This window comes from Chromobacterium sp. Rain0013 (assembly GCF_015291765.1).
In the GTDB taxonomy this organism is placed as follows: domain Bacteria; phylum Pseudomonadota; class Gammaproteobacteria; order Burkholderiales; family Chromobacteriaceae; genus Chromobacterium; species Chromobacterium haemolyticum.
In genome coordinates, this window is sequence record NZ_CP031514.1 from 1,339,466 (window position 1) to 1,361,071 (window position 21,606).

19 protein-coding genes and 2 tRNA genes are annotated in these 21,606 nt (G+C 60.2%); 17 read left to right on the top strand and 4 right to left on the bottom strand.

Annotation, left to right across the window (positions count from 1 at the left end; all coding sequences use genetic code 11):
• Positions 1-164: 164 nt before the first annotated feature.
• The 3 genes from DXT74_RS06315 to DXT74_RS06325 all read left to right on the top strand — a co-directional run bounded on the left by DXT74_RS06315 (position 165) and on the right by DXT74_RS06325 (position 3,674).
• Complete coding sequence (locus tag DXT74_RS06315) at positions 165-1,049, top strand: DUF4743 domain-containing protein (protein WP_194427560.1); 885 nt, start codon at positions 165-167, stop codon at positions 1,047-1,049.
• Positions 1,050-1,427: 378 nt separating this feature from the next.
• Positions 1,428-1,619, top strand: a complete 192-nt coding sequence (locus DXT74_RS06320; RefSeq protein ID WP_019102249.1) for a hypothetical protein — start codon at positions 1,428-1,430, stop codon at positions 1,617-1,619.
• 192 nt (positions 1,620-1,811) lie between these two features.
• Positions 1,812-3,674, top strand: coding sequence for an ABC transporter ATP-binding protein (locus DXT74_RS06325; protein WP_194427561.1), 1,863 nt, complete (start codon positions 1,812-1,814; stop codon positions 3,672-3,674).
• Positions 3,675-3,843: 169 nt separating this feature from the next.
• Here DXT74_RS06325 and DXT74_RS06330 read toward each other — a convergent pair.
• Positions 3,844-3,920, bottom strand: a tRNA-Arg gene (locus DXT74_RS06330).
• Positions 3,921-4,057: 137 nt separating this feature from the next.
• Here DXT74_RS06330 and DXT74_RS06335 point away from each other — a divergent pair.
• Positions 4,058-4,801 carry a cytochrome c5 family protein gene (locus DXT74_RS06335; RefSeq protein WP_043637062.1) on the top strand — a complete coding sequence of 248 codons (744 nt, stop codon included), beginning with the start codon at positions 4,058-4,060 and terminating at the stop codon, positions 4,799-4,801.
• Between the two features lie 371 nt (positions 4,802-5,172).
• Here DXT74_RS06335 and DXT74_RS06340 read toward each other — a convergent pair whose 3' ends face one another.
• Positions 5,173-7,188, bottom strand: coding sequence for a UvrD-helicase domain-containing protein (locus DXT74_RS06340; protein ID WP_194427562.1), 2,016 nt, complete (start codon positions 7,186-7,188; stop codon positions 5,173-5,175).
• A gap of 129 nt (positions 7,189-7,317) precedes the next feature.
• Between DXT74_RS06340 and DXT74_RS06345 the strand changes: the two genes are divergently transcribed.
• From DXT74_RS06345 to DXT74_RS06360, 4 genes are all read left to right on the top strand, one after another.
• Complete coding sequence (locus tag DXT74_RS06345) at positions 7,318-8,139, top strand: symmetrical bis(5'-nucleosyl)-tetraphosphatase (RefSeq protein ID WP_043637055.1); 822 nt, start codon at positions 7,318-7,320, stop codon at positions 8,137-8,139.
• Between the two features lie 105 nt (positions 8,140-8,244).
• Positions 8,245-9,645 carry an MBOAT family protein gene (locus DXT74_RS06350; RefSeq protein ID WP_043589890.1) on the top strand — a complete coding sequence of 467 codons (1,401 nt, stop codon included), beginning with the start codon at positions 8,245-8,247 and terminating at the stop codon, positions 9,643-9,645.
• Between the two features lie 68 nt (positions 9,646-9,713).
• Positions 9,714-10,751, top strand: coding sequence for an SGNH family hydrolase (locus DXT74_RS06355; RefSeq protein ID WP_194427563.1), 1,038 nt, complete (start codon positions 9,714-9,716; stop codon positions 10,749-10,751).
• Positions 10,748-11,902: an SGNH/GDSL hydrolase family protein gene (locus tag DXT74_RS06360; RefSeq protein WP_194427564.1), complete on the top strand. Its 1,155-nt coding sequence runs from the start codon at positions 10,748-10,750 to the stop codon at positions 11,900-11,902. The genes DXT74_RS06355 and DXT74_RS06360 overlap by 4 nt, the downstream gene beginning before the upstream one ends.
• A 217-nt stretch (positions 11,903-12,119) precedes the next feature.
• Here the strand turns inward: DXT74_RS06360 and DXT74_RS06365 are convergent, their stop codons facing one another.
• Positions 12,120-12,893 carry a 1-acyl-sn-glycerol-3-phosphate acyltransferase gene (locus DXT74_RS06365; protein ID WP_231138287.1) on the bottom strand — a complete coding sequence of 258 codons (774 nt, stop codon included), beginning with the start codon at positions 12,891-12,893 and terminating at the stop codon, positions 12,120-12,122.
• A gap of 88 nt (positions 12,894-12,981) precedes the next feature.
• On the bottom strand, positions 12,982-13,797 hold the full coding sequence (gene mutM, locus DXT74_RS06370) for a bifunctional DNA-formamidopyrimidine glycosylase/DNA-(apurinic or apyrimidinic site) lyase (protein ID WP_043637170.1): 816 nt from the start codon (positions 13,795-13,797) through the stop codon (positions 12,982-12,984).
• A gap of 78 nt (positions 13,798-13,875) precedes the next feature.
• On the opposite strand from mutM, the gene DXT74_RS06375 reads away from it, so the two are divergent.
• The 9 genes from DXT74_RS06375 (at position 13,876) to DXT74_RS06415 (ending at position 21,516) form a co-directional block, all read left to right on the top strand.
• The gene (locus DXT74_RS06375; RefSeq protein WP_114154209.1) at positions 13,876-15,633 is read left to right on the top strand and encodes a tetratricopeptide repeat protein; all 1,758 of its coding nucleotides are present in this window, start codon (positions 13,876-13,878) and stop codon (positions 15,631-15,633) included.
• 71 nt (positions 15,634-15,704) lie between these two features.
• Positions 15,705-16,172, top strand: a complete 468-nt coding sequence (lolB, locus tag DXT74_RS06380) for a lipoprotein insertase outer membrane protein LolB (RefSeq protein WP_231138288.1) — start codon at positions 15,705-15,707, stop codon at positions 16,170-16,172.
• 50 nt (positions 16,173-16,222) lie between these two features.
• Positions 16,223-17,080 (top strand): 4-(cytidine 5'-diphospho)-2-C-methyl-D-erythritol kinase, encoded by an 858-nt coding sequence (gene ispE, locus DXT74_RS06385; RefSeq protein ID WP_114154213.1) that lies wholly within the window; start codon positions 16,223-16,225, stop codon positions 17,078-17,080.
• A gap of 7 nt (positions 17,081-17,087) precedes the next feature.
• Positions 17,088-17,162 (top strand) — tRNA-Gln (locus DXT74_RS06390).
• Between the two features lie 88 nt (positions 17,163-17,250).
• A complete protein-coding gene (locus DXT74_RS06395) occupies positions 17,251-18,234 on the top strand; it encodes a ribose-phosphate pyrophosphokinase (protein ID WP_043589892.1) in 984 nt (327 codons plus the stop codon).
• Between the two features lie 60 nt (positions 18,235-18,294).
• Positions 18,295-18,582 carry a 50S ribosomal protein L25 gene (gene rplY / locus DXT74_RS06400; protein ID WP_043589895.1) on the top strand — a complete coding sequence of 96 codons (288 nt, stop codon included), beginning with the start codon at positions 18,295-18,297 and terminating at the stop codon, positions 18,580-18,582.
• Positions 18,583-18,673: 91 nt separating this feature from the next.
• Positions 18,674-19,255 (top strand): aminoacyl-tRNA hydrolase, encoded by a 582-nt coding sequence (gene pth, locus DXT74_RS06405; protein ID WP_043637036.1) that lies wholly within the window; start codon positions 18,674-18,676, stop codon positions 19,253-19,255.
• A 76-nt stretch (positions 19,256-19,331) separates the two neighbouring features.
• Entirely contained in the window at positions 19,332-20,423 is a 1,092-nt protein-coding gene (gene ychF, locus DXT74_RS06410; RefSeq protein WP_194427566.1) for a redox-regulated ATPase YchF, read from the top strand.
• A gap of 118 nt (positions 20,424-20,541) precedes the next feature.
• A complete protein-coding gene (locus DXT74_RS06415) occupies positions 20,542-21,516 on the top strand; it encodes a Wzz/FepE/Etk N-terminal domain-containing protein (RefSeq protein ID WP_194427567.1) in 975 nt (324 codons plus the stop codon).
• Positions 21,517-21,606 lie beyond the last annotated feature (90 nt).

Genomic DNA, 21,606 nt, shown 5'->3' on the forward strand with positions numbered 1-21,606 from the left:
ATGGAATGGGCGACGCGGTTTTCGTATTGGCCACCGAGACAATTCCGCAACATCCTACCGCAAAATAATCTGTTTATTTGCCGGCTGTTACGCCAGATATAGTCAAAGCCGAAGAAGCATCCTAAGATGCAGCCTTCCCGAAACACATCGCAGCGGAGTCGGCAATGCAAGTGGATGCGGTTCTGGCCTATCTCGACAAGATCACCCGTTTTGATCGTCAGCAATTCACGCCCTTGTATATCGGCAAGGAGCGCTTGGGTTGGGTCAACGCGGCGTGGAAGGAACGTTTGCTGAACAGCGAATCCCAGCTGTTCGAGGAGCAATACCAGAAACTGCATTGCCGTCTCGACGGCAGTTACCGCAGCATCAGCCATGCGCTGGCCCAAGCAGCGCGGCGCTGGCAGCAGGCAGGCTGGCTCAATGGCTGGCGCAATGAAAACTTCACCGCCTTCCGTCACGATGGATCCCCGTATTTTGAGCTGGAGCGGGCCGCCTTCCGTCCGCTGGGCCTGACCAGCCGCGCCGTGCACCTGAACGGGCTGACCCGGCTGCCGTCCGGCGAAGTGCGGATGTGGGTGGGGCGTCGCAGTCCGCACAAGGCGGTGGACCCCAATCGCATGGACAATCTGGTTGGCGGCGGGGTGGCCGCCGGAGAGACCATTGAACTGGCTCTGGAGCGCGAGGGCTGGGAGGAAGCCGGCGTGCGCCGCGAGCAGGTGCTGGGCTTGCCGCAATCCAGCTTGCTGCTGGCCGAGCGCCCTGTGCAGCGAGGCCTGCATCGCGAATGGATTTACGCCTTCGACCTGTGGTTGGAGTCCGGCGAAATCCCCTGTAATCAGGACGGCGAGGTGGCCGAGCACATCCTGACGCCGTTTGCCGAAGTCGAGCGCTTGCTGCTGGAAGAGCGTTTCATGATAGATGCGGCGCTGGTGGCTACCGACTGCCTGGCGCGCCACGGCTATTGGGGAGAGAACACCCCGACGATAGACGCCGCCTTGGCGCGCATCCGCCGTCCGCAGCTGCACGACGTGCACGCACTGGCTCACTAGTCGGTTTCGAAAGCGCCGGGCCGCCTTAGCGGCGGTTCCGCCTGGCCCGGCGCGGCATTGGAATAACTCCCCTTGGTTTATGTTACAACTGCGTGAATTAATTCAGGAATCTTTGCCTGATACTGCTAGTAATGGGTAGAATCATTCACAAGAGCGGCAAAAGCCGTCAATAAATGCCATGGGCTAAAGGCCCGCGCCGTTTTCCCACGCCAAACACCGAGCCACCACACGCCGTCATCTACGAAACGGCGCTTGGCTTGTATTGATTTATGCCATTGGATTCATTTTGGCAGGATTAACGAAACGGCGGCATGGCGAATTTCTCACTTTTTGTCGGCGGCGATGGAAGCCGCCGCGGCCTTGGGGGACTCAAGGGGGATGTATCGTTTGAAACTGATCTCGGAGCAGTTCGGCGTCGACGACAGCGGGCCGCTGCATCCCAGCCAGGAGCAGGCGCGGCGGGCCGCGCTGGTGATGTGGAACGTCTACCGCGGCCAACTGCGCATCGAGATTCACAGAGTGGTGGACCTGCGCAGCCGCAAGACGGAAAAGCTTGAGGAGTTTTGCTGACTGTCGCGTTTTAGCCAATGTAGTTGACGACAAATAAACTACGTTCGTGTTCATTGGCTGAATATGACAAATGGGGTCGTGGTCGACGCTAATTTTCCATTGCGTGATTTCCAGCCCTTGGCTATTGTCCTACTTCCTATTAAACCCAAAGCAGGCGCGGCCCAAGCGGCGGCCTCTGCACTGGAGCGATCTTTGTTCAACTGGTTCGAAAAGCGGATCAATCCGTATCCCGACACGTCTCCCGCCCAACCCCCCAAGGGCTTTTTCCCATTTTTGTGGTTCTGCACCCGCAGCTTGCGCGGTCTGATTGCGGCCGTCATTCTGTTGACCGCCGGCATCGGCGCCTTTGAGGCTTTGCTGTTCTCCATGCTCGGTTCCGTCGTGGACTGGCTAAGCTTGGTCAAGCCCGCGCTGTTGTGGGACACGCAGCGCCATAATCTGTTGCTGCTGGCGGGCATTCTGCTGGCCAGCCCGTTGCTGATCGCCCTGCAGGCGTTGATCAAGTATCAGGGCATTTCCGCCAATTTTCCGATGCTGCTGCGCTGGAATTTCCATCGCCACCTGCTGCGGCAGAGCATGAACTTTTATCAAGACGAGTTCGCCGGCAGGGTATCCGCCAAGGTGATGCAAACCGCGATCGCGGTGCGCGAAACGGTGATGATCGTCGCCGACATTCTGGTGTTCGTGGTGATTTACTTCGTCACTATGATCGCCGTGGTCGGCAGTTTCGACAGCCGTTTGCTGTGGCCCTTCCTGGCCTGGCTGGCCTTGTACGTGGCCACGCTGTATTTCTTTGTGCCGCGCCTGGGTCTGGCCGCTACCGCCCAGGCCGACGCGCGCAGCCTGATGACCGGCCGCATCACCGACGCCTATACCAATATCGCCACGGTGAAGCTGTTCTCGCACGCCCAGCGGGAGGCCGGCTTCGCCCGCGGCGCGATGCAGGAATTCCTGGCCACGGCCTATCGTCAGATGCGTTTGATCAGCGGCTTCGAAATCATCAACCACAGCCTGAGCATGTTGCTGATCGCCAGTACCGCCGGCGCGACCTTGTGGCTGTGGAGCATGGGCGAAGTCGGCGTCGGCGCGGTGGCGGCGGCCACCGCGATGGCCTTGAGGTTGAACGGCATTTCGCACTGGATCATGTGGGAGATGGCTTCGCTGTTCGAACAAGTGGGCACGGTGCAGGACGGCATCGCCACCTTGTCGCGGCCGGTGTCGATCAATGACCGGGCCGACGCCAAGCCCTTGGAAGTGAAGCAGGGAGAAATCCGCTTCGACCAAGTGGACTTCAGTTACGGCGGCAGCAAGACCGTGATCGAGCAATTGTCGCTAACGATACGCCCGGGCGAGAAGATCGGCCTGGTTGGCCGTTCGGGCGCGGGCAAGTCCACCATCGTCAACTTGCTGTTGCGTTTCTATGATTTGGACGGCGGCCGCATTTTGATTGACGGGCAGGACATCGCTCATGTGACGCAGGACAGCCTGCGCGCCCAGGTGGGGATGGTGACGCAGGATACTTCCTTGTTGCACCGCTCTGTGCGCGATAACCTGCTCTACGGCAGGCCGGACGCCGGCGACGCCGAGATGGAGGCGGCCGCGCGCCGCGCCGAGGCGCATGACTTCATCCTGACCTTGACCGATCCGAAAGGTCGCAGTGCTTACGATGCCCATGTAGGAGAGCGAGGGGTCAAGCTGTCCGGCGGGCAGCGCCAGCGCATCGCCATCGCCAGGGTGATGTTGAAGGATGCGCCCATCCTGTTGCTGGATGAGGCCACCAGCGCGCTGGATTCGGAAGTGGAAGCGGCGATCCAGCGCAGCTTGTACCGGCTGATGGAAGGCAAAACCGTGGTGGCTATCGCTCACCGCTTGTCCACCATCGCGGCGATGGACCGGCTGATCGTGCTGGACAAGGGGCGCATCGTGGAAGAGGGCGATCACCGCAGCCTGTTGGCCAAGGGCGGGTTGTATTCGAGGCTGTGGGCGCACCAGAGCGGAGGCTTTCTCGGCGAAGAGGACGACGATGCCGCAGAGCCGATGGCCACGTTGGCCTGAGGCTAGACGAATGGAGCGAAGCGGGACGCGTGAGCGGCCCGCTTTTTCATTGCGGCGACGCTAGAGCAGCATGGCCGCGCAGGACGTGTTTCGACGAAAACATGGTTTTGACGTTAAGCGTGGGAAATAATGGGGAAAAGCGGGAAAAACAGAAAACTTCGAGGAGTTGTGGCGCACCCGACAGGGATCGAACCTGTGACCTTCAGCTTCGGAAACTGACACTCTATCCAACTGAGCTACGGGTGCGCTGTGCTTGCTTTGAGGCAGGCCCGCATCATAGCGCAACTTCCTTACCCGAGTCCAGTGTATGGTTTTGCCTTGCCTTCAGGCTTACCGTATAATTATCCTATTTTAAATGTCATTAATTCCAGGCGAGGCTCGTAATGAGTAATGAGAACGGAATGGCTCCCGGCCAGGTCATCAAAGTGCTGGTTGGCGTCGTTGTCTTTCTTGTGGTGGCAATTTGGCTTCTGGCCAAGCTGGCCACCAGCGGTTACAACGTGGATGCCGAAGTAATGACCAAGGAGGCCGTCGCGTCTCGCCTGAAACCGGTCGGCGAAGCCAAGGCCAGCGACGCGCCTCCGGGAATGCGCACTGGCGAACAGGTATATAAAGGCATCTGTATCTCCTGTCACGGCACCGGCCTCGCCGGCTCGCCCAAGTTTGGCGACACCGCCGCTTGGGGCTCGCGCATCGCCAAAGGCTGGGACATGTTGACCCAGCACGCGCTGCAGGGCTTCAACGCGATGCCGGCCAAGGGCGGCGCAACCGACTTGAGCGATGACGAAGTGAAGCGCGCGGTAGCCTATATGGGCAACTCCGCGGGCGGAAAGTTCACTGAGCCGCCGGTGGGCGGCGCTGGCGGCGCGGCCGCGGCGGCCGATCCGGCCGTGGTGGGCAAGAAGATCTACGACAGCGTGTGCATGGCCTGCCACGCGGCAGGCATCGCCGGCGCGCCTAAGTTCGGCGACAAGGCGGCCTGGGCCGTGCGTCTGAAGCCGGGCCTGGACGAAGTGGTCAAGATCGGCATCAAGGGCTTGAACGCGATGCCGGCCAAAGGCGGTTACACCGGCAGCGACGCCGAGTTCCGCTCCGCTGTCGAGTACATGGTGAATAATTCCAAATAATCGGCTGATCAACGCAGCAAAAAACGCCTTGCGGTATTACAAGGCGTTTTTTATCGCCTAAAAGCGAGGATTTCTATGTTTTTTGGGAAATTTCTGCCGGATGAAATGGCAATGTGCTATGTCAACAAAACCCCGCTGTAAGAAGGGACAGGTGCCCTTCGGAGGCGCATAGTGCATGATGGCTTCATCTGTTTAGGTCGTGAAGCGTCAGGCGCTTCGCGGCTTGGTGTGGGGATTCAGTGGGCTTCCACTTTCGCTTCACCCAGAGATGTTCCTCATTCTTCATATGGCGCCGCTGGCGCCATTTTCTTTTTGGCGGCCGGTATGGACCGTCGGCGCGGAAGCAAGTTCTCGCCTGCGTCGCCGCGCCTTCATGAATCCGCCGGTTTCTCCTTGTTGGCCAGCATGGCGCTGAGGCTGGCCAACCGCGATTTGCCCTCGGTTTTGCTGACGATGGGTTCGGCGCCGGGTTTGCCGAAGTGGCGCAGATCATCGCCGTTGATCTCGGAGATAAAGCGCGACGGCTCGACAAACTGCCATTCGCCGGCGCGTTTGCGCTTGACGCAATAGGTGAGCGTCAGCATGCGCTGCGCGCGGGTGATGCCGACGTACATCAGCCGGCGCTCTTCCTCCACCATGCCGTTGTCCACCGATTCGCTGTGGGGCAGGATGCCTTCCTCGGTGCCTACCAGGAACACGTAAGGGTATTCCAGGCCCTTGGACGCGTGCAGCGTGGACATCTTCACCGCGTCCACCTCGCCTTCCTCGCGGCCTTCCAGCATGGTGATCAGCGCGATGGTCTGGGTCAGCTCCACCAGATTCTTGCCGCTGTCCTCGCCTTTGCGGCTGAGCCAGCTCACCATTTCCAGGATGTTTTTCCACTTGGTTTCGGCGATGCGCGGGCTGTCCTCGCTATCGTAAAGCCAGGCTTCGTAGCCTATGGCCTGCATCATCTCCATCGCCAGCGGGCCGCCGTCCTCTCGGGTGGCGCGGTATTGCAGGTTGGCGATGAAGTCGCAGAACTGTTCCAACGGCTCGAGTTGGGCTTTTTGCACTTGCAGGCGGAAACCCTCTTCATGGGCGCAGGCGAACAGGCTCTTGCCGCGTTCGCCGGCCCAGGCGCCCAGACGTTCCAGCGTGGTGGCGCCTACGCCGCGCTTGGGCGTGGTCAGCGCGCGGATGAAGGCCGGATCGTCGTTGGGATTGGCGATCAAGCGCATATAAGCCAGCATGTCTTTGATTTCCGGCTTGTCGAAAAAACTCTGGCCGCCGGCCATCTGGTAAGGAATGCGTTGGTTGCGCAAGGCTTGTTCGAAGATGCGCGCCTGGTAGTTGCCCCGATAGAGGATGGCGTAGTCCTTGAACTCGGTGCGGTATTCGAATTTATGCGCCAACAGCCTTTGCACCACGGTCTCAGCCTCGTGCTCTTCGTCCTTGCACTGAACCACGTGGATGGGTTCGCCCAGGCCCAGTTCGCACCACAGTTGTTTCTCGAACAGCTTGGGGTTGTTGGAGATCACCGAGTTGGCCGCGCGCAGGATCCGGGCGGTGGAGCGGTAGTTCTGCTCCAGCTTGATGACCTTGAGCTTGGGGAAGTCGCTTTGCAGCAGCCTCAGGTTTTCCATATTGGCGCCGCGCCAAGCGTAGATGGACTGGTCGTCGTCGCCCACCGCGGTGAACATGCCGCGCAGGCCGGTCAGCAGCTTGACCAGCTGGTATTGGCAGGTGTTGGTGTCCTGGTATTCGTCTATCAGCAGGTAGCGCAGCTTGTGCTGCCACTTCTGCAGCACTTCTTCATTGCTCTGGAACAGTTGCACCGGCAGGCGGATCAGGTCGTCGAAGTCCATCGCCTGGTAGGCGCTCAAAGTGTCTTGATAGGCTACATACGTGGTGGCGCAGATGCTTTCCCATTCGCCCTGAGCCTCCAGCAGCATCTGGTCCGGTGTTTTCAGATCGTTCTTCCATAGCGAGATCTGGCTCTGCACCTTGCGCACCTCATCCTTTGAGGTGGTTTTCAGAATGTCGGAGATGATCTTGCCGGCGTCAAAGGCGTCGAGAATGGAGAATTGCGGTTTATAGCCCAGGTGTGGCGCTTCCTGGCGCAGCATTTGCATGCCCAGAGAGTGGAAAGTGGATACGGTGATGCCCCGGATTTCCGCCGGCGTCATCAGCTTGCCCACCCGTTCTAGCATCTCGCGCGCGGCCTTGTTGGTGAAGGTGATGGCGGCGATATTGCGCGCATTGATGCCGCCTTCGCGGATCAGGTGCGAAATCTTGAAGGTGATGACTCGGGTTTTGCCGGAACCTGCGCCGGCAAGCACCAGCAAGGGGCCGTCAAGATACTGGATCGCCGCGCGTTGCGGCGGATTGAGCAAGGGAGCGGACATGGCGGTATGGGGGAAGGGGCCCGGCAGGGCGCAGTAAATCGGTAACTCAGCCAGTGCATTGTAGCATGCGGTATCATGGCGCTATCCGCGGATGACATCTCAGATCGATCCGCCACTTATGGGGTGCATATGGCCATCTACGCTATTGGCGACATTCAAGGGTGTTTCCAGCCGTTTCAGCAGTTGCTGCGGCAAATCGATTTCAATCCCGGCAAGGATACTTTGTGGTTGACGGGAGATTTGGTCAATCGCGGGCCGCAGTCGCTGGAAGTCCTGCGCTGGGTGTTCCAGCATCAGGATCATGTCGAGATCGTGTTGGGCAACCACGATCTGCATTTGCTGGCGGTGTCCGAGGGCTTCGGCAAACTGCACCGCAGCGATACGGTGCTGGACATCCTCAACGCCGCCGATGGCAAGGTCCTGCTGGATTGGCTGCGCTGTCAGCCAATGATGATAGCCGGCCAGGGCTACGCGATGGTGCACGCTGGGCTGCTGCCGGAGTGGAGCATAGATCGCGCGCTGGACCTGGCGGAGGAAGTGGAAGCCGGGCTGTCCGGTCCCAGGCATCGTGAATTCCTGTCGCGCTTGTACGGCAACCGGCCGACGCGCTGGAACGAGGAGCTGCGCGGTTCGGACCGTTTGCGCGTGATCGTCAACGCGATGACCCGGATGCGTTTCTTGAACCGCGACGGAGAGATCGATCTTAATTATAAGGGCGAGCTGGAGAACGCACCGGCCGGCCTGACGCCCTGGTTCGAGGCGCCGGGACGCTGGCAAGGCGAGATGCCCATTATCTGCGGCCATTGGTCTGCGCTGGGCGTGCATATCACCGACGATGTGGCGGCTATCGACTCCGGTTGTTTGTGGGGCGGCAGCCTGACCGCGATGCGTTTGGGCGACCAAGCTTTATTTTCCTTGCCGTGTTCCGCATATCGCGAAATAACCGCGTAAAGAATATTGGCGGCGGCGCTGTAAATAAAATATTGACAAGCCATAGTCAGCCGGGCCCTATGGCTGTCATAATCTCGGCTCTTGCCAGAGCCGTTTTTTATTTGTATGAGTTACCTTTCGATTGAGTTCGCACTGGCATTCCTCGCCTTTTTCGCCCTGTATTGGCTGTGCCGCAAGCGCACGGATTGGCAGAATGGTTTGCTGTTATTGGGCAGTTACGCCTTTTATGCCAAGCTAGATTGGCGTTTTGCGCTGATTCTGGCCGTTTATACCCTGTTATTGACCCTGATATCGTCGCGGATGCTTGATTCCGTCCGTCCCAAGCGCTGGTTGCGCATGGGGCTGCTGATGGCGGTGGGCAATCTGGCGGTATTCAAATATTTCGACTTCTTCCGTGAAAGCGCGCAAGCGGCTTTGCATGCGCTGGGTATTGCGGCGATATTGCCGGCGGTGGATTTCCTGATGCCGGTGGGCATCTCCTTTTACACTTTTCAATCGGTCAGTTATCTGGTGTCCTTGTACCGCGGCGAGTTGCGTTTCGCCCGGGCCAGGGAACTGGGGCTGTTCCTGGCTTTCTTCCCCACTTTGTTGGCCGGGCCTATCTGCCGGGCCACCGGTCTGCTGGAGCAGTTGCGCAGCGGCGAACGCCGCCACATCTTGCAACTGGACCGCGCGTTGGGGCTGATCGTGCTGGCCCTGGCCAAAAAACTGTGGCTGGCCGGCTGGCTGGCCAGCGCCTGGGTGGACCCGGTGTTCAGCGCGCCGGAAACCTACCACGCGCTGGAGGTCTGGGCGGCGTTCTACGCCTACGCCTTCCAGATCTATCTGGATTTCTCCGGCTATACCGATCTGGTCACCGCCTTGGCGTTGTTGCTGGGCATCCAGTTGCCGCGCAATTTCGACGCGCCGTATCTGGCCCACAATCTACGCGATTTCTGGCGGCGCTGGCATATGTCGCTGTCCAGTTGGATTCGCGATTACATCTATATTCCCTTGGGCGGCAACAGGCTGGGCTTTGCCCGCGCCCAGCTCAATTTACTGCTTGCCATGGTGTTGTCCGGCCTGTGGCACGGCGCCAGCCTGAAATACCTGGCGTGGGGCGGCATGCACGGTTTGGGCGTGGTGGGTTTGAATCTGGGAGACAAGCTGCTTGGCAAGGAGGCTGTGTCGCGGCGGCTGACCTGGCTGGCGCGCCTACTGACCTTCCATTACGTTTGTCTGGCCTGGGTGTTTTTCCGCGCCGCGTCGCTGGAAGACGCCTGGAGTTTCTTGGAAGCCATGACCGGCACCGATCAGGAACTGACGCTGAACGCGCCGGGCTTCCTGGCGCTGAGCGCCGCGGCTTTTGCCGCGCTGCCCTATCTGGGCGCGGCTTGCGAACGCGGCATAGCCCAATTGGGTCGCCTGCCGTGGTGGGGCAAGCCCAGCTTGCTGGCCGGCTGCGCCTTGCTGATCATCGTGGTGTCGCCGCCGGGCATTCCGGGCTTTATTTATTACCAGTTTTAGCCGTATCGGCGCGATGGCATCTCCGCGGTCGCGCTTTTCGTTTCTTACCGCATTGAGGCAAGCGTCAAATGATCGCCCGTTCCGCCATCCGTCAGGCCCTGGCCATCCTCGGCAGCAGCATGTTGCTGCTGTGCTGGATTGAGCAGACCTCAATCAACGCCTATTGGCGGCAGACCTTTCACCGCCCCAGCCAGCTGGAGGCCTTGTCCGAGTTGAGCGTCTGGCGTCTAGGAGCGGAGCTGGGGCGGGAGTTCCGGGATCAGAGCCGAGGGCTGTTGACCAGGCTGGATCGGTGGGACGACGAGATGATCGCCTATTTCAACGCCTGCTGCCTGCGACCGGCTTTGTCGTCGGAAGCGGCGCCGGCGGAGCCCGTCGCGGCGCGGACAACGGCGGTAGTTCCTAGCGCGCGCCCGCTGCAGCCATTGCCGTCGCCGTCGGCTCCGCCTCCGCAAGCGGCGGCCAAAGATCCCCGCATCTTGCTGCGGCCGGGGAGCAAGGTGTTGCTGGCCGGCGATTCCATGATGCAGGGGGTGGCGCCGCATTTGCTGCGGCCCTTGTTCAAGCTGCACCAGATCAAGGCGCTGGACCTCAGCAAGCAGAGCACGGGGCTGACCTATCCCGACTTTTTCAATTGGCCGGATACGATAGAACGACAGTTGGCGGCGAATCCCGACACCGGCCTCGTGGTGGTTTTCTTGGGCGCCAACGATACATGGGACATGGTGGGCGGCAGCCGCTACATCCGCTTTGCCTCCGAGGAGTGGGAGCAGCGCTACCGCGAGCGCATCCGCGCCATCCTGGCTTCGGCTCGCAAGCACCGGACGCAACTGTTGTGGTTGGGCGCGCCGAACATGGGCAAGGACAAGCTCAATCGCGGGGTGCATTACATCAACGGCATCTTCCGGGAGGAAGTTAAAGGCGCAGGCCAGCGTTATTTGTCCACCCGCGAAGCCCTGGGGAGCGAGGACGAGGCGTTCACCAAGTTCATGACGCTGCCCGATCAGGGCGAAGTGGCGGTACGCACCGCCGATGGCATTCATTTCACTCGCCAGGGCCAGGTATTGCTGGCGCGGCGCGTGTTGGCAGAATTGAGGTTTGAATGAAGTTGAGAATCAGCGCGGCATGGGTCGGCTGGCTGGCGGCGGCATCGGCGTTGGCCGCGCCGGTGCAGGATTTCGGCGAGATCAACCTGCCGAGGCTGGCGTCGCGGTTGAAGGCGATCTCCACAGCAGTGCAACCGGTGCGAGTCACCCAACTGGGGGATTCGCACACCGCGGCGGATTATCTGACCGGCACGTTGCGCGAGCGTTTCCAGGCCAAATTCGGCGACGCCGGCATCGGCTGGACGCCGCCGATGGCCGTGCCCGGCCAGCGCCACGCACTGGTGATCGAGCGCAGCGAGGGTTGGGCCTTGACCAATAGCCGCAAGGACGGCGATCCGGACTTCCCGCTGGGCGGCTATATTGCCCAAGCCCAGAGGCCGGGCGCAGCCATCAGCCTGTTGCCGCGCAATCCGCTGGACGGCTTGTGGCGGGTGCGTTTCCGCGTACGAGCGGCCCAGGACGGGGCCGGCGCGCTGGACGTGGACGATGGTCACGGCAGCCGCAAATTGAATCCGCCAGAACCGGGTAGAGGCTGGCAGACGGTGGAGCAGAAGCTGTATTTCCCCTTCGTGGTGCGTGCCGGCGCGCTGCCGGCGGTGGAGCTGGGCGGGATAGAGCTGGAGCGGCTGGCGCCCGGCGTGGTGCTGGACAGCATCGGCAGCAACGGCGCTCAGCTTTCGATCTGGCAGCGCTGGGGCAAGAGCTGGAGCGCGCAGCTGGCGGAGCGCGGCAGCGATCTGGTGATCTTGGCCTACGGCGTCAACGAAGCCTTTGACGATCGTCTGGACCTGATCGAGTATCAGGTCAATCTGCAGGCGGCTATCAACACCATACGCCGGGATCTGCCGCAGGCGGCTATCCTTATGCTGGGCGCGCAGGATGCCGCGCGCAAGCGTGGCGCGGCCAGCAAGGAGTGCGCGCCGGGTCGTCCCTTGCAACTGGCCGCGGTCAAGCGCATTCAACAGAAAGTCGCGCGCGACAGCCATGTGCTGTATTGGGATTGGGAGCAGGCGATGGGCGGCCCTTGCAGCATGAAGCGTTGGCAAGCGCAGCAGCTGGCGCGGCCGGACATGGTGCACTTCTCGCAGCAAGGCTATGCCAAGTTGGCCGACGATTTATTCGATAACCTGATGGCGCGGCTCAGCCTGTGAGCGTGGCCGGCGATGGATTAAGAAAAGCCCCCTGACGGGGGCTTTGCGTTGAAGAGGTTTCGCTCAGATATTTAGAAGCTGTTTACGATCTCGCGAGCAAGGGCGAGGCAAGGCGAAAACGGCTGAAAAAGCGGAGTGTACACACGGTACATGAGCATTTTGAAGGTGCACTCACCGAGCCACGTTTCACGACGCGCGGCAGATCGTAAACAGGTTCTTAAACCTGTCGTGCCGTGTCCGGCTCCGGCACGCTCTCCGTGGCCGGGGGCGGGCTCAGGCGCAGCGCGCGCGCCACTTCCTGCTGTGCTCGCTCTGCCAGCGCAAAGCGGGTTTCCAGTCCGTTTTCCCAGGCTTTCAGCGGCTGGCCGTAGCTGACTTCCACCTCCATCGCCGGCATCGCCAGCACTTTGCGCACGCTTTGCAGAAAAGTCAGATCGCCGATAAAGGCGGGCTCCAGCGTTTGTTGTCCGTCCGCGCCGTAATAGCGCAAGCCCACCGGCTGCACGGTGCCGCGAGACAGCAAGGCGGCTTCGAACAACGAGGCCTTGAACGGCAGGAGATTCAGGCCGTCTGAGGTGGTGGACTCGGGAAACACCGCCATGCACGCGCCGTGCTCCATCGCATGCGCCAACGCCTTGTAGACGCGGCTGGCGTCCTTGCGCTTGCTGCGGTCGATGAACAGAGTGCCGCCCAGGTGCGCCAGCCAGCCCAGCACCGGCCAGGAGCGAATCTCTCGTTTGGCGACGAAGCGGGATACTGTGCAGCTATTGAGCACGAAGATGTCCAGCCAGGAAATGTGGTTGGCCACCAGCAAGGTGTTGGGCGGGTAAAAGCCGGGATTGACGCCGTTGATCCGCACGCTGATGCCCAGAATTTTCAGCGCGTGGGCGGCCCAGCGCCGGGTGACGACGGCGCGTTCGGCGTGGGCTAGCCGAGAATAACGAGTGGCCAGGATGAAGACACCGATGGCCAAGTGGCCGAACAGGCGCACGATGCGTCCTATCCGGGTGAGCGAAGAGGTTGTGGCGGTTGACTTCAAGATGCTTTGAGGCTCGGTACGCAAGGTTGAGGCCGTAACTCTAGCATGGCTGGCATAGCGGACAATAGTAGGAACTGCGTTGGCCCTGGCGCAAATGCCGGATCGGCGTGCCGCATTGTCGGCAGGGCTGGTCCTGCCGGCCGTACACCATATAAGTTTGCTGGAAATAGCCGGGCTTGCCGTCACTGTGCACGAAGTCGCGCAGCGTGCTGCCTCCGGCCTGTATGGCGCGGTTCAGCACGCCGCGGATTTCCTCGGCCAGCCGACGGTATTCGCCGTCGCGCACCGTGTTGGCTGCGCGTGCGGGATGGATGCCTGCGTGAAACAGCGCTTCGTTGGCGTAGATGTTGCCGACTCCGACCACCACGTGGTTGTCCATCAGCATCAGCTTGACCGCGCTGCCGCGGCGTTGCGCGGCCCGGATCAGCGTGTCGCCGTCAAAGCCGTCGGACAGCGGCTCGGGCCCCAGCGCTTGCAGCAAGGGGTGGTGCTCGATGGCGCCGACATGCCACAGCACCGCGCCGAAGCGGCGCGGATCGCGGTAGCGCAGCACATTGGAGCCCAACAGCAGATCGACGTGGTCGTGTTTCTCCGGCGGAGTGTCCGCAGGCAGGAAGCGCAGGCTGCCGGACATGCCCAGATGGATGATCAGGGTGCCGGCGTCGGTGCCCAGCAGCAGATATTTGGCGCGGCGGTCGACGGAACGTATCGTCAGCCCGCGCAGGGTGGCATGCAGCTCCGGCGGCACCGGCCAGCGCAGGCCGGCGTGGCGGACCACGGCGCCATCCAGTTTGGCGTTCAATAGATGGGGCAGAATCCCGCGGCGGGTGGTTTCGACTTCTGGCAGTTCAGGCATGGGTAGAATGGCGCGAAGATAAAAACAGGTCATGCTATTCTACGCATTCAATAGGTTTATAAGCAGGTCTCTGACTCCATGCGAATGCAACGGCTGAAAAAAACACTCCCTTTGCTGATGGTCGCGCTGCTGTCGGCATGCGCCAATTTCAAGCACCCGGGCGCGGCAAAGCCGGTCGATGCCGGCAAACCGGCCGGCGACGAGACGGCGATAACGCAGAAAGAGGACGAAAGCCAACTGCCCAAGGCGGAGCTGACGCCGGAAATTCTCTATGGCGTGGTGGCTGGCGAAATCGCCGCCCAGCGCGGCTCGGTGGGCGCGTCCGCCGTGACCTATCTGGAACTGGCGCGACAAACGCGCGATCCGCGGCTGGCGCAACGGGCCGCCGAGTTTTCTATGTTCGCAGGGCTGCTTAAGGAAACCTCGGAAGCCTTGACCTTGTGGATGGAGCTGGCGCCGGATTCGGTGCCGGCGAGAGAGCAGTTGTTCATCACCCTGCTGCGCGCCGGCAAACTGGCGGAAAGCAAGCCGCTGATCGAGGCGTTGCTGCAGAAAGAGCCGGAACGGGCGCCGGCCATCTTCGTCCAATTGGCGAGGCTGACCTCGCGTCAGAGCGACAAACAGGCCGCTTACGACTTGGTCAAGCAGTTCGCCTCCCGTTACCCGGACCTAGCCGAGGCCCGCTTCGCGCTCTTGGCCGTGGCGGCCGAAGCCGGCGACCAGGCCACCATGAATCGCGAGTTCGACAGGCTGGCTCAGATCGCGCCCGCCTGGGATTTGCCGGTAGCCTGGCAAGTCGACCGGCTTCGCCGTGAGCAGTTGGATCAGGCTATCGACTTTTTGCAGCGGGAGTTGGCGCGGCGGCCGAACGCCGGTCTGGAGCTGAAGCTGGCCAAGCCGCGCTTGCTGGTGGGCGCCAAGCGCTTCGCCGAGGCGCGCCAGGCTTTCGATCAACTCCTGCCCGGCAATCCCAATAACCCGGACCTGCTCTACGCTTCCGGCTTGATGGCTTACCAGATGCGCGATCTGTCTGCTGCCGAGCGGCATTTGCGCCAAGCACTGGCAGCAGGTCATCCGGAGACTAATTTCATTCGTTACACCCTGGGGCAGATCGCAGAGGAGCGCCAGGACGTCGGCGCGGCCAAGGGCTGGTACGAGATGGTGGGCGCCGGGCCGCAATTCCTGCCGGCGCAAGGCCGGCTGGCGGTGATGGAGGCGGGCGACGGCAAGCTGGAACCGGCCCTGGCGCGTCTCGCGCCCTTGGGCGGCAACGACCAGGAGAAAATCACCTTGGCTTTGCTGCAATCCCAATTGGCGCGCGAGGCCAAGCAGCCGGGCAAGGCTCACGATTTGTTGAGCAAGGCGCTGCTGCGCATGCCCAAGGCGCCGGAGCTGTTGTACGAGCGGGCGCTGGTGTCGGACAGCCTGGGCAATGTCGGCAACGCCGAACGGGATCTCAAGCAAGTACTGAAGGAAAAGCCGGGTGACGCTCAAGCGCTCAACGCGCTGGGGTATACCCTGACCAACCGCACCAACCGGCATCAGGAGGCGCTCGGCTATATCGAGAAGGCGCTGAAGAGCGAGCCGGACAACCCCACCATTCTGGACAGCCTGGGTTGGGCGCAATACAAGCTGGGCCGCCTGGACGCGGCTTTGAAAACGCTGCAGAAGGCCTACGCCTTGTTGCCGGACGCGGAGCTGGCGGCCCATCTGGGCGAAGTGCTATGGAAGCTGGGCAAGAAAGAGGAGGCGCTGGCGGTGTGGAACAAGGCGCTGGAGGCTAGCCCGGAACATGACGTGCTGCGCGATACCATGCGCCGTCTGGGGGCGCATTGATGAGGTGGGGCGGTCTGATTCTGGCTTTGTCTCTTGTTGTGACAGGCTGCGCGACGAGGGATGCGGTGTTCATGCCCTCCGCGACGCAGTCCGCGGACCAACCGTTCGCGGTCAGCGGGCGCTTGTCTATCAATCTGGACGGCAAGGGGCATGTCGCCAACTTCGATTGGCGGCACCAACTCGAGCGCGACCAGCTGGCGATCAATTCACCGTTGGGCAATACTGTGGCCGAAGTGATCCGGGACGCAGGCGGCGTCACCTTGCTGGCGGACGGCAAGGCCTGGCAGGCGCCGGATGTGGAAAGTCTGACCGAGAAAACCCTGGGGTGGCCGCTGCCTCTGTCCGGTTTGGCCTGGTGGATCCGCGGCATGCCGGTGCCGGGCGAGGCTAAAGAGATCCGTCCCGACGGTGAGCTTTTGCAGCAGGGGTGGCGTATCCGCTTCGTGCGCGAGGCTGAGTCCGGCGAGCGCTACCCCAAGCGCGTGGACCTGGTCCGAGATGGATTGACGGTAAGAGTGGTGGCCCGCGATTGGCGCTGACCGCATCGCCACATACGTGTTATTTCAATGATTGCCATGGTGTTCTGTTGATGAGTTCTCCCGTATTCCAAGACTTCCCGGCTCCGGCCAAACTCAACCTCTTGTTGCACGTCGTCGGCAAGCGTCCGGACGGCTATCATTTGCTTGAGACGGTGTTCCGTTTTGTCGACTTCAGCGACACCGTGTCGTTGGCCCTGCGCGACGACGGCCGTGTCGTGCTGGAGACGCCGATTGCCGGCGTGGATCCGGAGCAGGACCTGACCGTGCGCGCGGCGCGTCTATTGCAGGCCCATACTGCGTGCGGGCTGGGCGTGTCCATTCGCCTGGATAAAAAGATACCGATGGGCGGCGGTTTGGGCGGCGGCAGCTCCGACGCCGCCACCGTTTTGCTGGCCCTTAACCGCATGTGGGGACTGAATCTGCCGCGGGCGGTGTTGCAGGAACTGGGCTTGAAGCTAGGTGCGGACGTTCCGGTGTTTATTTTTGGTCGCAGCGCGCTGGCTACCGGCGTTGGCGAAAAACTGAATGAAATCAAATTGAAGCCGGCATGGTATGTGGTAATTCACCCTCAGGTGCATGTGCCCACCAGCAAAATATTTCAAAATTTCTCGCAAGAGGTGTTGACAGAGGTAGGGGGCGTCGGCATAATGCGAATCCTCGAAACAACGCAGCAACGGCGAAACGATCTGCAAAACGTTGTTTCGAATATGTACCCAGCGGTGAATGAAGTGCTGACCGAATTAAGAAAATATGGTTCGCCGCTGATGACTGGTTCCGGTTCCTGTGTGTTTCTGGAGTGCCAGTCTAAAGACGAAGCCGATAAAGTTTATCAGGCGGTGTCGATAAAATATAAGGGATTTTTAGCAAAAGGACTCGATGTCCATCCCTTGATCGACAACGCTGAATAAAAGTTACTGGGGAGTCGCCAAGTGGTAAGGCACCGGATTTTGATTCCGGCATTCGTAGGTTCGATCCCTACCTCCCCAGCCAAGACTTTCTCTCAATAAGAGAGAGCATGAAAAAAGCGTGTAAGAATCCCTTACACGCTTTTTCTTTATCTAGCTAAGGCACACGAATCATGGCGGCATACGACAGTTTGATGGTATTCACCGGGACCGCGAACCCGGAACTGGCCCAAAACGTAGTCAAACATCTGGATATCTCGTTGGGACGCGCCGACGTCGGCAAGTTCAGCGACGGCGAAGTGGCGGTGGAGCTGCTGGAAAACGTCCGTGGACGCGACGTGTTCATTCTGCAGTCGACCTGTGCGCCGACCAATGACAATCTGATGGAAATCCTGACTATGGCCGATGCGTTGAAACGCGCTTCGGCCGGTCGTATTACCGCGGCGATCCCGTACTTCGGCTATGCGCGCCAGGACCGCCGTCCGCGTTCCGCCCGCGTACCGATCTCCGCCAAGCTGGTGGCCAATATGCTGACCAGCGCCGGCATCGACCGCGTGCTGACCGTGGACCTGCACGCCGACCAGATTCAGGGCTTCTTCGATATCCCGGTGGACAACGTTTACGCGACGCCGGTGTTGCTGAAGGACATCCGCTCCCAGCGCATCGAAGACCTGATCGTGGTCAGCCCCGACGTGGGCGGCGTGGTGCGCGCCCGCGCGATGGCCAAGGCCTTGAACACCGATCTGGCCATTATCGACAAGCGTCGCCCCAAAGCCAATGTAGCCGAGGTGATGAATATCATCGGCGACGTGTCCGGCCGCACTTGCCTGATCGTCGACGACATGATCGACACCGCCAACACCCTGTGCAAGGCGGCCAGCGCTCTGAAGGAGCGCGGCGCCCAGCGCGTGCTGGCTTATGCGACTCACCCGATCTTCTCCGGTCAGGCGATTGATCGCATCAAGAATTCCGACATCGATATGGTGGTGGTGACCGACACCATCCCGTTGACCGCCGAGGCCAAAGCCTGCCCGAACATTCGGGTGGCCTCCATCGCCGGCCTGCTGGCCGAGACGCTGCGCCGGATCAACAACGAAGAATCGGTGTCTTACCTCTTCAATGAGGAACTGGTTGCGGCGGGCGCCTGCCTGCCGTGAACATCGGGCCCGCTGGTCGCGGCGGGCCGGGTGCTTTTAATCTGAAACTGGAGTTTTGCCATGTCTTTTGAATATACCGCCAGCAAGCGTGAAGAGTCGGGTACGAGTGCGAGCCGCCGCCTGCGTCACGCCGGCCAGGTTCCGGCCGTTGTTTACGGCGCTTCCAAAGAAGCCGTATCCATCGTTCTGGACCACAACACCATGTACTACGCGCTGAAGAACGAAGCGTTCCACACTTCCGTTCTGGATCTGGTGATCGACGGCCAGAAAGAACAAGTTAAAGTGGCTGCGTTCCAAATGCACCCGTACAAACAGCAAGTAATGCACATCGACTTCGCTCGCGTGTAATCTAGCTGCCGTGCCGTCTGACGGTAACGGTTGAAAAGCTCGTTGCTAGCCGTCGGCCCGCAACGAGCTTTTTCATTTGGAACAAGAGAATATGTCCGGCATTCGCCTGATAGTGGGCTTGGGCAACCCCGGCCCTGAATACGATAGAACGCGCCATAACGCCGGTTTCTGGCTGTTGGATGAGTTGTGCTGGCGCTATAAGGGAAATTGGCGCACGGACGGCAAGTTTCACGGCGATATCGCCCGCGTGGATATCGAGGGACAGGACGTCTGGCTGCTCAAACCGATGACCTATATGAATCTGTCCGGGCAGGCGGTGTTGGCGCTGGCTCATTTTTACAAGATTCTGCCGGATCAGATTCTCGTCGTGCACGACGAACTGGATCTGCCTCCGGGCGCGGCCCGCTTCAAGCAGGGCGGCGGCCATGGCGGCCACAATGGCTTGAAGGACATCGCGGCCCGCTTGGGCTCGCCGGCTTTCTGGCGCTTGCGTTTGGGCATCGGCCATCCGGGAGACCGCAACGAAGTCGCCAATTTCGTGTTGAAAAAGCCGCGCGCCGAGGAACAGCAGGGGCTGGACGAGGCGATCGAACAGGCTTTACGACAATTGCCTGCGGCCATCGGCGGCAAGATGGCGGCGGCGATGAAGGAATTGCACACCGCGGCCAAATGAGCGGCTGGGCAAACCGCCGGCTTGCGGCTATGCTGCGGCAGAACAAGATTTTTCAAGAATTCGAAGGAATGCGGACATGAGTCTGAAATGCGGTATCGTGGGCCTGCCCAATGTGGGCAAGTCCACCCTGTTCAATGCGCTGACCAAGGCTGGCATCGAGGCCGCCAACTATCCGTTCTGCACCATCGAGCCCAATGTCGGCATCGTGGAAGTACCGGACCAGCGTCTGGCCGAGCTGGCCAAGATCATCAACCCGCAACGTATCCAGCCGGCCATCGTCGAATTCGTCGACATCGCCGGCTTGGTGGCGGGCGCTTCCAAAGGTGAAGGCCTGGGCAACCAGTTCCTGGCCAATATTCGCGAGACCGACGCCATCGTCAACGTGGTGCGCTGCTTCGAGGATGAGAATATCGTTCACGTCGCCGGCAAGGTGGACCCTATCGCCGATATCGAAACCATAGGCACAGAGCTGGCGTTGGCCGATCTGTCCGCGGTGGAAAAGGCGATGAACCGCGAGGGCAAGAAGGCGAAATCCGGCGACAAGGATGCGCGCGCCTTGATCGCGGTGCTGGAAAAGCTGGTGCCGCATCTGGATCAAGGCTTGCCGGCGCGCTCGCTGGACCTGAGCCCGGAGGAGAGGGTCTTGGTCAAGCCGTTGTGTCTGCTGACGATCAAGCCGGCGATGTATGTGGCCAATGTGGCGGAAGACGGCTTCAGCAACAATCCGTTGTTGGAGCGAGTGCAGCAGCTGGCGGATAAAGAAGGCGCGCCGGTAGTGGCGTTATGCGCGGCGATCGAGTCCGAAATCGCGGAGCTGGACGACGCCGACAAGGCCGAGTTCCTGGAAACCTTGGGCTTGGAAGAGCCGGGTCTGGATCGCCTGATTCGCGCCGGCTACAAGCTGTTGGGCCTGCAAACGTACTTTACCGCCGGCGTTAAGGAAGTGCGCGCTTGGACCATTCACATCGGCGACACCGCGCCGCAGGCGGCCGGCGTGATTCACACCGATTTCGAGCGCGGCTTCATCCGTGCGCAGACCATTGCCTATACTGACTTCATTGCGCTGGGCGGCGAGGCCAAGGCCAAGGAGGCCGGCAAGATGCGGGCCGAAGGCAAGGATTATGTGGTGCAGGACGGCGATGTGATGAACTTCTTATTTAATGTTTAATAATAATAATTAACTGAAGAAAAGGCATGTGACTCTGGCGCATGCCTTTTTTTGTAAGTAAAATGAGCAGGGATGGCGCATCATTCATGGACAAAAATCGGCAAAAGGAAAATGACAGTTGGAACAGCAGCGCGAAGTTTCAGATGAGATCAGCTTGGTCGATATTATTTTGTTCTGTAGAAAGCAGTGGCGCTTGTTGGTGATGTTGCCTGTGGTCGCGGTGATATTGGCGGTTGTCATTGTTATGAATATGCCACCCCGTTATACGGCGACTTCCTTGCTATTGGTGCCGGCACCGCTTGGCCCCCAGGGTGGCGCAAGTGTGTTGAAGGACAGTGCGATGCTGGACCGCGTCGTTACTGATTTTGAATTGGCCAAGCATTATGAACTAAGCTCTGCAGATAAGACTAAGTTGAATTTGTTGGATAATCTGAAGGTGGGTGCGGGCAAGGATGGCTTGCTTGAGGTTTCGGTCAGTGATGGGGATGCCTTATTCGCTGCAAAGCTGGCTAATTATCTGGTGGAGCAGGCCAGGCAGAGAATTTTGGATCTGCATGTCACTGAGCAAAGTAAAAAGTATCTGGTACTGCAAGAAAAGATCAAGGCGACACAGCAACAACTGTCTGTGGCACAAGGTCAGTTGAACCAGCAGGGTGGCGGAGAGGCGTTGTTGAACAGTGAGTTGGCGCGGATCGTCGATGGATTTGCCCGCCTTGAAGTGCAAATGAATACGCAGCAGATGGAGGGGAGTAGTCCACTGCAATCGTCTTTGCTGCAATTGCGAGCGGAACTGGAACGGTCGAATCCGCAGGCCAAGTCGATCTCTTCGCAGCAGTTGGCGATGTTGAGGAATTTTTTCTTCTATCGGGCGGCCTTGGAGGAGTTGCAAAAACAGGCTTTGGTGGGCAAGGCATTAGTGTCGCAAGAAGTGCAAGTGGTATTGCCGGCCAGTCCCCCTTTGGAAAAGGCGGGCCCGAGGCGTGCGTTAGTGGTGGCGTTGGCTGGTTTGTTGGGATTGGGCTTAGCGATATTGATTGGCATAGGACGCAATGTGCTTAGCTCTTCGCTGAGGCGGCTGCAACAGCTTGCTTGATGATAAGGCCGCCCTAGCGGCCTTTGTTCTATCTGGAACTTGTCAGTGGCTGTGTGCAATGATATTCTGAATTTTTGCACATTATGAATT

Coding starts and splice junctions, on each gene's coding strand:
- lolB (WP_231138288.1), top strand. CDS start 15,705: ATGCCCTCCGCGACGCAGTCCGCGGACCAACCGTTCGCGGTCAGCGGG.
- DXT74_RS06320 (WP_019102249.1), top strand. CDS start 1,428: ATGTATCGTTTGAAACTGATCTCGGAGCAGTTCGGCGTCGACGACAGC.
- rplY (WP_043589895.1), top strand. CDS start 18,295: ATGTCTTTTGAATATACCGCCAGCAAGCGTGAAGAGTCGGGTACGAGT.
- DXT74_RS06350 (WP_043589890.1), top strand. CDS start 8,245: ATGAGTTACCTTTCGATTGAGTTCGCACTGGCATTCCTCGCCTTTTTC.
- pth (WP_043637036.1), top strand. CDS start 18,674: ATGTCCGGCATTCGCCTGATAGTGGGCTTGGGCAACCCCGGCCCTGAA.
- DXT74_RS06360 (WP_194427564.1), top strand. CDS start 10,748: ATGAAGTTGAGAATCAGCGCGGCATGGGTCGGCTGGCTGGCGGCGGCA.
- DXT74_RS06375 (WP_114154209.1), top strand. CDS start 13,876: ATGCGAATGCAACGGCTGAAAAAAACACTCCCTTTGCTGATGGTCGCG.
- ispE (WP_114154213.1), top strand. CDS start 16,223: ATGAGTTCTCCCGTATTCCAAGACTTCCCGGCTCCGGCCAAACTCAAC.
- DXT74_RS06340 (WP_194427562.1), bottom strand. CDS start 7,188: ATGTCCGCTCCCTTGCTCAATCCGCCGCAACGCGCGGCGATCCAGTAT.
- DXT74_RS06345 (WP_043637055.1), top strand. CDS start 7,318: ATGGCCATCTACGCTATTGGCGACATTCAAGGGTGTTTCCAGCCGTTT.
- DXT74_RS06335 (WP_043637062.1), top strand. CDS start 4,058: ATGAGTAATGAGAACGGAATGGCTCCCGGCCAGGTCATCAAAGTGCTG.
- DXT74_RS06355 (WP_194427563.1), top strand. CDS start 9,714: ATGATCGCCCGTTCCGCCATCCGTCAGGCCCTGGCCATCCTCGGCAGC.
- mutM (WP_043637170.1), bottom strand. CDS start 13,797: ATGCCTGAACTGCCAGAAGTCGAAACCACCCGCCGCGGGATTCTGCCC.
- DXT74_RS06315 (WP_194427560.1), top strand. CDS start 165: ATGCAAGTGGATGCGGTTCTGGCCTATCTCGACAAGATCACCCGTTTT.
- ychF (WP_194427566.1), top strand. CDS start 19,332: ATGAGTCTGAAATGCGGTATCGTGGGCCTGCCCAATGTGGGCAAGTCC.
- DXT74_RS06395 (WP_043589892.1), top strand. CDS start 17,251: ATGGCGGCATACGACAGTTTGATGGTATTCACCGGGACCGCGAACCCG.